We start from the raw sequence: 11,716 nt of genomic DNA on the forward strand, positions 1-11,716 counted from the left end.
GTCGCTAACTCTTTTCGACTGTTTGGGGAGGTTCTCCTTTTTTTATGCGCTAAAACGCTTGTGGGCGTTGGGCTGAGAATTATGAAATTCATTCAGGTGTAAATGTTTATAAGTAGACCGGAGATAAAGATTCTTGCGTACAGATCATATTTGATAAAAAAATATTTTCTTCTAACACTTTTTTGAAAATAATAGTAATATAAAGTTTATATACTAAATATTTGAAAAGGCAGGATGACGAATGAATAGTACGCCTAACCATGATTTAATTAATGTGGAAGAACAGTTTATGGATGGGTTTAAAACAGAGCCCGAAAAGGCGGCAGAACAGCACCTTTTTGATGCCGTTGGGTCTGTCATGACAGTCGGAGATATGGCGATCCCTTTTGCGAAGCGGCATACGTGGCCTCTGGTTGTAGTGTTGGAGGATGTACTAAGCAACGAGGAATGTGATCAGCTGATTCAATTATCGAGCGATCGAATGAAACGTTCAAAAATAAGTAGTGATCGTGTGGTCAATCAAATGAGAACAAGCAGTGGCATGTTCTTTGAGGAGTCGGAAAATGATCTGATCCAAACCATTGAAAAGCGTCTTGCTAAGATGATGAATGTCCCTATTGAACACGCAGAGGGTTTGCAAATCTTGAAATATACGCCAGGGCAGGAATACAAAGCACATCATGATTACTTTTTGCCAACGAGTAAAGCAGCTTCAAATAATCGCATCAGCACAATGGTCGTCTATCTGAATGAGGTGGAAGAGGGAGGAGAAACCTACTTTCCTGAATTAAATATCTCTATTACGCCTCAAAAAGGGTCAGCCGTCTATTTCGAATACTTTTACAACGATGAAGAACTGAACAAAAAGACACTTCATGGTGGAGCACCTGTTATAAAAGGAGAAAAGTGGGTTGCAACACAGTGGATGAGGAGAAAAAGTGTACGGTAACCAGATCATGGTTAGATGATTCATATCAAGTCCATCGCGTAAGTGAAAGTCAAAAGTAAGTGAATAAAGCACTTTATAGCATTTCCTGAGCAGAAGCAGGCGTAATAATATTGTTTCTGCTTTTCAGGGCTAAGCTACAGGTGCTTTAAAATATGTGTCCTGCCGTATCGGTGTCTGGATAGATGCATACCGGTTTTTTAATCACCTGCATGATGACTTTCACACGCAATTCTTTATATCCTGTTTTAATCAAATGAATATGCCATGACCAAAAAAGGACGTATCCAGTTAAGTTGGCACTCAGGAAGATGATTTATCTTCTGATAGAGAATGAGTCGCCGATCTCCTCGCTAATACGTATACGACTTCCCGTCATCCAGCTGTTCACTTCCTCGTTCGCCTCTTACCTTTTTTCCATGGAGCAAGTAATACAAAATCAATGATAAGAAAATAGTAACGGCCAGAATTTGATACATTCCGCTATAGCCTGTGAAAGGGATCATCGCGCCAAGTAAGGTTGGACCAATCCCATTGCCTAAGTCATAAAAAATCATAAATGTAGCTGTAGCCAAACCTACACGCTGTGGTGACGCCTGGCTGATGGCAACTACTTGCGAAATGGATGAAATATTACCAAAACCGAGACCAACCAATACACCGGACAAAAGTAAAGTCACACTAGTCTCCGTAAAGCTTAGCAGCATCATTCCAAGCCCGAAAAGAATAATAGCTGGGTACATCATTATATTTTCGCCTTTTTTGTCCACCAATTTCCCTGTAAATGGCCGCGAGATCAGAACTGATGCTGTATATACCATAAAAAAGAAGCTTGCTGTACTGACTAAATTCAATTCTATGGCATACAGGTTAATATAAGAGAGAATGCTTGAAAACGAGAAAGTCATAATAAATAAGACTATCGCAATGGGTATTGTTTTATAATCAATTAAACAAAAGAATAGTGGCTTCTTTCCCGCAACACTTTCTGTAGGAACCTGCGGAACATTTAAAATAAAAGATGTTCCTAAAATTATGCACCCAAGCACTAGACTAAATACAAATATCAGATTGTAATGACCATTTTGTGTTAACATCAGGCCAATGAATGGACCTATACCCGTAGCCAGTGCAGTACTCACTGCAAAATAACTAATCCCTTCTCCCCGACGTGATTTGGGAATAACGATCGCTACAACAGTTCCTACAACCGTTGTAGCGATACCCACCGATAATCCGTTGAGAAACCGGGTCAACATTAAGAAGTAAATGCCATAGTTAAGGAAATAAAGTAACACTGTTACTAAAAACAATAGTAATCCATACGTTAATATTGTTTTTGATAGGACTAATCGGCCTGTAATGAGCCTGCCTATTAATGCACCAATGATAAATACCCCAGCTATCATACCAGATTCACCTGTCGTAGCATGGAATTTATTCACAGCATAAGTGGTGATCGTAGCATTTAAAAGAAAATAGACGAGGATTAACAGGAAGTTCATTGCTGAAAGTTTGATAAAATCTTTAGTCCAAATCTTATCTGTAGTCATTTCATATCCTCTTTCTATGATTTCTGTACCTACTCGACAAGTATTGGATGTGTTAGTTAACTTCTCTGTACCAATCTGATTTATGTTTTTGTAAGTCGTCAAAGATCCTGCGAATTTCCTGATAGGATACATCGCCGTTTAATACCATCGTTTCGAAGGTTACCTCACCATTTGAGATTAAATGTTGTTGAGATTCAAACCCGAAGAATTCATAAAAACTCTTTCTTCTGAGGCGCTGATTATAGTTCAGGCTTTCAGGAGTTACTTCCTCGATATTCAGACTAATCCGATAGCCGGAATATTGCTCAAGTATCCTGTTAATCGCCACTTTCCCGTACCCTTTATTCTGAAAAGCATTGCTGATTGCCAAATATAAAACATAGACCATGTCTTCGTTAATGATCAGATAGTTCATTCCAACCAGCATATTGTCATCATATAACCCGTAAAATAAGTGATCGGTATCATTACTGAGAGAGACCAATTTGTCGAATGGCATCATCTCTTCTATAGGAAACGAATCGTGATAGATTTTTTTAATCCCTTCCATATTTTCTTCATTGATCTTTTTTAATTCTAAAGCCATATCCTGTCACTCCAATCTGAGTTTTGTTAAAAGACGTACATTTGTAAATATGCATTTCAGCTTTAAGCTGTCTGGTGTTCATTCTCTATTAGAAGATCACCGCAGCCCGCTGATCATGAAATAAATAAGAATCTCGTGATTTTGAAAAATATCATCACGAGATTCTTATAGGTTTAAAGAGTAAATGAATGATTAAAAAATGGGATAAAACAAAATGAACATGCCGGTGTCTGGACGTCCTTCAGTTTAAAATGTGTAAGATTCGCCGTCTTCCGGTACTGAGAGGCTCCGGGAAAATCCTTTTTCCTCAGCGAAGCTTTTTAATTCCTGTCTCGATAGTGTCCAGTGGTTAACAGCTTCCATATGAACAGAAATGATGTTAGCGTCAGGAGCCGCTTTATGCACTTCATAGATATCTTCTTTCCCCATTACGAGAGAGCCGCCTTCCAGGAATTGATTGTCACCGCCATTTACTACGATGATGTCAGGCTGATGGGTATCAAGCGTTTCCTGAACAGCTTCGTACCACACCGTATCCCCTGCCACATACAATGTTTTTTCGTCTTGATCCTTGAAAACAACACCGCAAACATGACCAGCGACCTTCAGGATTTCTCCTCTTCCATGCTCGCCTTTAGTTTTAATTAACCGGATCCCTTCAAAATCAGTATCTTCCTGCAGTACCTCTACATTCTGAAAGCCGGCTTTTTTCACTTCTTCAGCATCTTCTTCATTTTGAACAAACATTTTGATCCCTTTTGGCAGGACCTCTTTAGCCTTATCATCAAAGTGGTCGATATGGAGATGAGTAACAATCACTGCATCCACGTTAATGATGTCTTCGATGGATGCGGACAGGCTCGTCAAAGGGTTGTTTTGATCCTGTCTTAATGAATTGGGAAAAGGAGGGTATGTCCCTTTTTCTGATAACATTGGATCTATTAAAAACTTCTTTCCTGCATATTCAACGACCAGTGTGGCATTGCGAATGTGTTGTATATTCATAACGATGAACTCCTTTATCTTTTGAAATTTTTTCTGAACAATGTATAGTCTAAACTATAGATATATGATGCATACATAGATGAAGTAAAGTCTTTTGGCGGTTTGACTTTACTTATAAAGGAGTTAAATGAATGTTAGATCACACTGATATGCATATCCTGAAGGAACTAACTGAGAACAGCCGGATTACAATGAAGGAATTGGGTGAAAAAGTCCATTTGACTGGACCAGCTACTTCAGCCAGAGTGGCAAAATTAGAGGACAAGGGCATAATTGAGGGGTACACCATTAAAGTGAATCAGCAGAAGATGGGGTATCTTGTTCACGCAATTATCCACATCTATACAAAAAGCACAAATCATCAACCATATCTGTCGTTTATAAAAGAACGGGATGAATATGTCATCAGCAACTATAAAATCAGTGGAGAAACCTGTTATCTTCTTGAATGCAAATTCCCGGATAATCAAATATTAGATGAATTCCTAACAAGGTTGAGCAATGTGGTAAGCTACAAATTATCCATTGTGATTAACAAGTAGTACATCAATAAACGTATTCATTCTACCAGGAAACCCATTCATGAATGATAGCTGATGAACCAGCCTGCACGGCTATTCGTCATAATCGTAACGATGAGAATTTTATTTAAAGCCCGGGAACCCACCTCCATATTAAGCGGAGCGGTCCCGGGCTTTTTAAGCTATATTGGTTCATCATCGGCTTTACAATGATCTTTCCATTAAAAACTGCTTCCCTTTCCCAAACACCAACTGTATAGACTTCCTCCTCGCAATCGCTTCTGCACTGCACGTCGCGTCAATAAACATAAAGGAAGCAGTATCACCTGGCTTTGGCCATTGCTGCTGACCTTCTGCTGATAGAGTGGTGATACCGCCAGTTGCATATTTCAGTAACTGGTTTAACCCCACTTCATCACTGATCCCGAAGCGTTCTCCGAGTGTGGCAAGCTTGTCGATCGTATTGCCGGTGCCAAAAGGTGACCAGTGATCGGTGATGCTGTCATGGCCCACTGAGACTGGAATCCCTGCTTCCCATAAGGACGGGATCGGAATCGTGGGGCGATTGATTGGTACAGTGGTCGTCACATCGATTTTTGCGTCACTGAGTATCCGGGTAAGCTGCTGCAGACGTTTTTCATTCAGATCTCCAAGCGCCAGTGCATGACTGACTGTGACGCGTCCCTCATATCTATTCTTTTTGACCAAGTCAGCGATTTGCTCCATTTCAAAAGCGCCGAGTGAATCAGGATCATGCAGGTGAATATCAATGTCTTTCTCATAATCCCGCGCAATCGCAAACATCGTTTCAAGAGACTGATTGATGTTTCTGTCCACGGTTGCAGGGTCCACGCCTCCTACATGAGTGACCCCGTGCTCCATCGCCTGACGGACAAGAGATTCAGCATTACTTCTTAAGAGACCGTGCTGCGGGAAAGCGACAATCTCATAAGTCAGGTATGCCTCGTACGCTTTGAGCGCGCGGACTGTAGCTTTTAGATTTTCAATCCCGGTAACCGGATCAATATTGCAGTGCGTGCGGATATGGGTGTGACCATTTTGCAAAAGCAGTTCAATCATCTTTTTTGCACGTTCCTCTGCTACAGGAAGCTGTTCTTTCAGGATGGTCTGTTCTTCTTCAATCCTCGTGAAGATCCCGTTAACAGCAGGCTCCACAGCTTTCCAGGGTCCTGAGTAATACGTCTTATCAATATGAATATGCATCTCCCGGAAGGCAGGCAGCAACAGTGCACCTTTTGCATCGATTACAGGAAGATTGGTTTGTGCAGGGTAAGCTGACATCAGCTCAATGATGGTCTCATCCTCAATTTTCAGATGCGCCGTTTCTGTACATGTTTCAGTCACCCGGCTATCGTGATTAAATCCGGTTTCAATCGTTGCATTCACAATCCAATAAGCATTCATATTCTGCCTCCAGTACACTCAATGTTTTATACAATTGTAAAAGACAGGCTGTGATGATCACAAACCTTTCTTACATTTTACACGTTCAAAAAAGGTATAATAGAAATCACTATTCACATATATAAAGGAGCATTCACTATGAAAAAACCCCTCATAATTCTCATCTTCATCTCTATCTTCCTTGCAGGCTGCCGCAGCAATGAACCAGCAATCACCATGGATAGTGAGGATAGCTATATTAAATACTGGCCTGAGCAGGAGGAACTGGAGGTGTCTGTCACATATCAGAGTGAGTCTGATCAGCCAGTCGATTTTTGTGTGGAGCTTCTTTTTGATCACGAGGAATTATGGGACGCGTTTCCTTATGAACGATATCTGGTGGCATGTTCTGCAGAAGGTGCTTCCGGGGAAACATCAGGTGAGCTCACGTTTCAGTCTGATCAGGAATTCACAGCCAGCGAAGACATCTCTCTTCAAAACGGGATTGACGAAGCATACTTGCCAGGCAATGTGAACGTACGGTTCTATAATACGGATGGAGAGGAATTAATTGAGCCGCTGAATGTGTTGGAATAAAGATCAGATTCATGAAATCCCTTTATAAAGATTTTCCAAAATCTTTCTCCCGGCCAACCAGACCTATGCTATACTTAAACAAATATTAAAAATACATCTTTAGGGGGCCCGACCACATGTTTGCAGAAACTCAAACAATTTCAGATGATCTGAAAGAATTACTGTCCCTGCCTCATCATGTAAAGACCTTTGCTAAAGATCGTTATTTATTCCGTGAAAGTGAACAGATTCAGCATCTGTTTTTTATCACGAAAGGAAAGGTCCAGCTAAGTAAAATGAATTCAGATGGACGTGAGCTGACGCTTCGGATCTGCGGGCAAAATCAGCTGCTTGGGGAAGTGTATCTGTACGCTGACGATGCGACTTATATGCTGGATGCAAAGGTGAAAGAGGACGTGGAGTGTTACTTATATCCGATTCATGAGCTGGAGGTGGAGTTTAATCAAAACCCTAAGCTTGCTGCTGCATTTATGAAATGGATGTGCCTGAATCAGCGGAAGACACAGACCCGATTCCGTGATCTGCTGCTTCATGGTAAGAAAGGTGCGCTTTATTCTACGTTAATCCGTTTATCCAACAGCTACGGGATTCAAAAGTCAGAGGGGCTGTTAATTGACGTATCGCTCACCAACCAGGATCTGGCCAACTTTTGCGGAATGGCGCGTGAAGTGGCGAACCGGATGTTATCCGAGCTGAAAAAACAGGAAGTCATTTCTGTATGTGATGGAAAAATCTTAATCCGAGACCTGACCTATTTAAAAAACGAAATTCAATGTGAAAACTGTCCTGTGACACTTTGCCGGATAGATTAATGAACTACTATTCTCACACCAGAGGATAGTAGTTTTTTTATTGCCATTTTTAAATTAAATTAAGCAGAAGTTGTAATCAAACGATCTATTTCATAAAGTCATTCAATATATTAATGAAAGTCAAAGTGCAGCGAAGCGTAGGACGGTGACTCCGGGACGATTAGTGGGAAGCTGAGACCCCGCAACCGAAGGTGAGGAGGCTCAGCAACCACCGTCCGGAAAGCATCCGCCCGAAGCGCAGCGAAACGATTAGATAGATTGAACAACGTTTTACTCCTATCTCTTTTAGAGAAATTTGGCGAAAAAATGAAAGAATCAAAGTTCCGGGTAAATTTTTGTCACAGATGTGACTTTTATCACAGTGATCATTACGTGATTCCTTTACGCTTAACACAATATAAAAGATCGGCGGGGTGAAATGAAGTGACTAAAAAGAAACAGGAACACGAAGAAAACCTGAAAGGCACGTTAATCAGTGTGTTTTTTGTCGGATTTGTCATCGTCGCAATGTGGGTAGCTGTTTATCTGATGTATTTATCACAATAAGCATAAAGGGGAATCACAATGCATCTTCATAAGTATGAAAAAATATGGTTAACATTCGGCATAGTATGTCTGGTTGCATTCTTAAGTATCGTGGGTGTGAGTGCATTCGCGCAAGACCATACGCCTGCCGGAGGAATGCACACGATTGATCCGGAAAAGGTCAGGGAAACCGCTCCTTTTAATGAACCGGGTGTAAAGCAGTTGGATGATGATACCTACCAGGCAACGATTGTTGCGAGTGCTTTCGCCTATGATGAGGGAGAGGCGCTACAAGTGCCTGCGGGGAAAGAAATCATTTTTAAAGTAACAAGTACAGACGTGGTACACAGTTTTACCATTGATAACACGAACGTGAATATGATGGTGGTGCCGGGCCAGGTGACGACAAAATCTTACACATTTAAAGAACCGGGGAAGTATTTGATTATCTGTAACGAATATTGTGGAACAGGTCACCATTATATGTACACAGAAATTGAGGTGACAGAATAATGTTAGCAGCTGCAGACCGTAAATTAGCGCTTTGGAATATTGGTGTAGCGTATACAGCTTTTTTAATTGGAACACTTGCCGGATTGCTTCAGGTGTTTATCCGCAATGACCGCTTAGAACTTCCGGCATGGCTGGATTACTATCAGATTTTAACGGCCCACGGCGTATTACTTGCCCTTATTTTTACGACATTCTTTATTTTTGCATTTTTCATTTCAGGTATGAGTAAAAGTCTTGGCACATTCGGACCGAAAGTGCTGCTCTGGAACTGGATCGGATTTCTCGTCATGCTTGCAGGGACGATTCTTGCAACAGTCATGATTGTGATCGGGGAAGCATCCGTTCTTTATACATTTTATGCACCGTTAATGGCAAGTCCGTGGTATTACATAGGTCTTGCGCTATTTGTGGTAGGTTCCTGGATCATGGGATTTGCGCTCGTTGGTCACTACATGAAATGGAGAAAAGCAAACCGTGGTGAGCTCAGTCCACTATTTGCATTTATGACAGTAACGACGATTGTATTATGGGTGATTGCCTGCCTCGGTGTGGTTGCGACAGTCCTATTCCAGTACATTCCGTGGGCATTTGGCTGGGTGGATACGATTAATGTTGAGTTAAGCCGTACACTGTTTTGGTATTTCGGGCATCCGCTGGTGTACTTCTGGCTGCTGCCGGCTTATATGGCATGGTATGTGGTGGTGCCAAAAATCCTTGGTGTACCGGTATTCAGTGATTCGCTTGCACGCCTGGCATTTGTATTATTTATTCTTTTTTCAATCCCTGTCGGTTTCCACCATCAATTAGTGGAGCCTGGTATTCCTGACTTCTGGAAGTTCCTGCAGGTTGTATTAACGTTCATGGTCATTATTCCATCTTTGATGACGGCCTTTTCTATGTTTGCAAACTTCGAAAGAGCCGGACGTAAAAATGGCGGGAAAGGCTTATTCGGCTGGTTCACTAAGCTCCCGTGGAAGGATCTCCGGTTTACATCAATCTTTATCGCGATGGCCTTTTTCATTCCTGGGGGTGCCGGCGGAATCATCAATGCCAGCTTTCAGCTGAATGAAATTGTGCATAACACGCTATGGATCGTTGGACACTTCCATATTACCGTCGGAACGCCTGTTGCCATGACCTTCATGGGACTGACGTATTGGTTAATCCCTTATCTGACCGGCAGAAAATTCTCGAACACGATGAAAAAATTAGGCTTTATCCAAATTGGATTATGGTCAGTCGGAATGCTGTTAATGAGTACATCACAGCATATTCTCGGACTGCTTGGTGCTCCGCGTCGCACTGCCTATTCAGGCTACAACGGTCACGAATCTGCCCTGGAATGGTTTGATGGCATCTTAACAAACCACGTCACAATGGCGGTTGGCGGAAGCATTCTCTTCCTTTCTGCGATGCTGTTACTTTACATCGTGATCATGAGCGCATTCGTCTCACCAAAAGCCGTGCAGCCACACGAATTTGTTGAGTTTCCGCTCGCTGAAAGTGACAAAAGAGCCACACCGAAATTTCTGGAAAACTGGTTACTGTGGATTGGCATCGCATTCTTATTAATTATCATTGCATACGCAATTCCAATTGCCCAGATGATCCAGCACGCACCACCTGGGTCACGGGGATTTATTACATGGTAGGAGTTGAGTGACATGGTATTAACGTTAATTTTCTTTTTTCTGGTCATCATTTTAGCAACTGGTATATTTGTGGAAGTAACAACTGATGAAGATTAAAATGAGCGAAGGCTGGACGCGTTCCAGCCTTCGCTTTATATCTTGTTCAACAAAGAACGCTCCTACAAATACATTGCCAGATCAGAACTACTCCCTTTTATTATTTCTTCTGTAACGAGCTTGTCCAGTACTTGCGTCTATACATCCTCCTGTTATCGCCAGGCGTAAAGGCCGTATGGGGTCTGTCCCATGGTTATTTCTGTTAATCAGTCGATATGGATGCTGAAAGCTGGATGATCAGTTTATGGATCGTTTCAAGTTTGTTTTGCGTTTACCATATATTTGAATACAAGATCGTCCCTATTCTTTAGACTTTCATTTGTGTCAATGAATGGGGGAAAACGTGTGAAACGTCTATCATTTAAAACTCTCCCGCAACAAATACAATTTCCACGCCATTTATTCCAACTATACAAACAATATTCTGTCCTGCACGTATTCAACATGATACAAAACAGACGGCTATACAATCTGTGAATGAAGATGAAGCTCAAAAAAGGTAGGACGAAAAATAAAAGACGGCATTAAAAAACCCAAAGTTTATTTAAAAACTTTGGGTGATGTCAGTTAAGTCTTGAATGTTCTGCTGTCTGGAGGTTTTTGCGATAACCAGTTGGTGTGTTTTGTTTGATTTCACGAAATACCCGTGAAAATGTCTGAAATGATTTATATCCGACTTCGAGAGAAATGTCTGTTACCGGCATGTCAGTTGACGACAGCAGGCTACAGGCATGTCTGATACGAAGCTCCTGAACAAAGTGGAGATAATTAAGTCCTAGCTGATTCTTAAAAAGCTCACTTAAATGGGACGTACTCACGTGAAACTTTTTGGAAAGCTTCGTTAAGGATATATCTTCGTTGTAGTGCTGATGTGCATACTTCACGATATCCCAGATGATACTTTTTTTGAAGGATAAGTCTTCCGGGATTACACTTCTATCCACTTCTTCAGCACGTCTGATTCTTTCAAATTTTACCATGACCTCAGTAAACCTTGATTTAATCAGTGCGTTCTTATAAGGACGGTCTGATTTATACTCTTCAATCATCGACATTAATAATGTACAGCAATGGTCTAATTGACTTCCTCTCATGTTTGTAAAGGGCTCAGTATGTGAAGGTTCCTCGATTTCCAGGAAACCGTGCAAGCCGGTTTCATACAATAATTCCAGTTCAAAATTGCAGTTAATTAAACGTAAAGGATTATCTTTGTCAGCAGATATAGCGTGTGTCTGGTAAGGCAGGATAAATGTGAATGTGCCTGGTTTCATCATATGGCTTTTTCCATTGATGACCTCATAGCCACTCCCTTCAATAACCAGTGATAGCTCAAGGTGAGGGTGTCTGTGTGTGGGGAAGTGCTTGTTGATTGTATTTACTGAGATATGAAAAGGAAAGCGGGCATTCATATTGGGATATTCAGAGATGTTAATCGGTACATGCATGATCTGTAGCCACCTTTTCCGAAAAAATGAGATAGATCCGTTAAAAATCACGAAGCATTAT

Annotated in this window: 12 protein-coding genes; 7 read left to right on the forward strand and 5 right to left on the reverse strand. The window is 41.4% G+C overall.

Features of this window, described 5'->3' with window-relative positions:
• Window positions 1–358: 358 nt before the first annotated feature.
• Window positions 359–949, forward strand: coding sequence for a 2OG-Fe(II) oxygenase (locus JOD21_RS11290; RefSeq protein WP_239581561.1), 591 nt, complete (start codon window positions 359–361; stop codon window positions 947–949).
• A 350-nt stretch (window positions 950–1,299) separates the two neighbouring features.
• Here the strand turns inward: JOD21_RS11290 and JOD21_RS11295 are convergent, their stop codons facing one another.
• The 3 genes from JOD21_RS11295 to JOD21_RS11305 all read right to left on the reverse strand — a co-directional run bounded on the left by JOD21_RS11295 (window position 1,300) and on the right by JOD21_RS11305 (window position 4,090).
• On the reverse strand, window positions 1,300–2,499 hold the full coding sequence (locus JOD21_RS11295; RefSeq protein ID WP_204729723.1) for an MFS transporter: 1,200 nt from the start codon (window positions 2,497–2,499) through the stop codon (window positions 1,300–1,302).
• Between the two features lie 52 nt (window positions 2,500–2,551).
• Window positions 2,552–3,085, reverse strand: coding sequence for a GNAT family N-acetyltransferase (locus JOD21_RS11300; protein ID WP_204729724.1), 534 nt, complete (start codon window positions 3,083–3,085; stop codon window positions 2,552–2,554).
• Between the two features lie 246 nt (window positions 3,086–3,331).
• Window positions 3,332–4,090: an MBL fold metallo-hydrolase gene (locus JOD21_RS11305; protein ID WP_204729725.1), complete on the reverse strand. Its 759-nt coding sequence runs from the start codon at window positions 4,088–4,090 to the stop codon at window positions 3,332–3,334.
• 131 nt (window positions 4,091–4,221) lie between these two features.
• On the opposite strand from JOD21_RS11305, the gene JOD21_RS11310 reads away from it, so the two are divergent.
• The gene (locus JOD21_RS11310) at window positions 4,222–4,632 is read left to right on the forward strand and encodes an Lrp/AsnC family transcriptional regulator (RefSeq protein WP_204729726.1); all 411 of its coding nucleotides are present in this window, start codon (window positions 4,222–4,224) and stop codon (window positions 4,630–4,632) included.
• A 183-nt stretch (window positions 4,633–4,815) separates the two neighbouring features.
• Here JOD21_RS11310 and JOD21_RS11315 read toward each other — a convergent pair whose 3' ends face one another.
• Window positions 4,816–6,036, reverse strand: a complete 1,221-nt coding sequence (locus JOD21_RS11315) for an amidohydrolase (protein ID WP_204729727.1) — start codon at window positions 6,034–6,036, stop codon at window positions 4,816–4,818.
• A 138-nt stretch (window positions 6,037–6,174) separates the two neighbouring features.
• On the opposite strand from JOD21_RS11315, the gene JOD21_RS11320 reads away from it, so the two are divergent.
• From JOD21_RS11320 to JOD21_RS11340, 5 genes are all read left to right on the forward strand, one after another.
• Complete coding sequence (locus tag JOD21_RS11320) at window positions 6,175–6,612, forward strand: hypothetical protein (protein WP_204729728.1); 438 nt, start codon at window positions 6,175–6,177, stop codon at window positions 6,610–6,612.
• Between the two features lie 116 nt (window positions 6,613–6,728).
• Complete coding sequence (locus tag JOD21_RS11325) at window positions 6,729–7,424, forward strand: Crp/Fnr family transcriptional regulator (protein WP_204729729.1); 696 nt, start codon at window positions 6,729–6,731, stop codon at window positions 7,422–7,424.
• A gap of 423 nt (window positions 7,425–7,847) precedes the next feature.
• Complete coding sequence (locus JOD21_RS11330; RefSeq protein WP_041123940.1) at window positions 7,848–7,970, forward strand: hypothetical protein; 123 nt, start codon at window positions 7,848–7,850, stop codon at window positions 7,968–7,970.
• A gap of 18 nt (window positions 7,971–7,988) precedes the next feature.
• Window positions 7,989–8,462, forward strand: coding sequence for a cytochrome c oxidase subunit II (locus JOD21_RS11335; protein WP_204729730.1), 474 nt, complete (start codon window positions 7,989–7,991; stop codon window positions 8,460–8,462).
• Window positions 8,462–10,114, forward strand: coding sequence for a b(o/a)3-type cytochrome-c oxidase subunit 1 (locus JOD21_RS11340; RefSeq protein WP_204729731.1), 1,653 nt, complete (start codon window positions 8,462–8,464; stop codon window positions 10,112–10,114). The genes JOD21_RS11335 and JOD21_RS11340 overlap by 1 nt, the downstream gene beginning before the upstream one ends.
• Window positions 10,115–10,773: 659 nt before the next feature.
• Here JOD21_RS11340 and JOD21_RS11345 read toward each other — a convergent pair.
• The gene (locus JOD21_RS11345) at window positions 10,774–11,655 is read right to left on the reverse strand and encodes an AraC family transcriptional regulator (RefSeq protein ID WP_204729732.1); all 882 of its coding nucleotides are present in this window, start codon (window positions 11,653–11,655) and stop codon (window positions 10,774–10,776) included.
• Window positions 11,656–11,716 lie beyond the last annotated feature (61 nt).

The organism is Jeotgalibacillus terrae (assembly GCF_016908195.1).
GTDB classification, from domain to species: Bacteria; Bacillota; Bacilli; order Bacillales; family Jeotgalibacillaceae; genus Jeotgalibacillus; species Jeotgalibacillus terrae.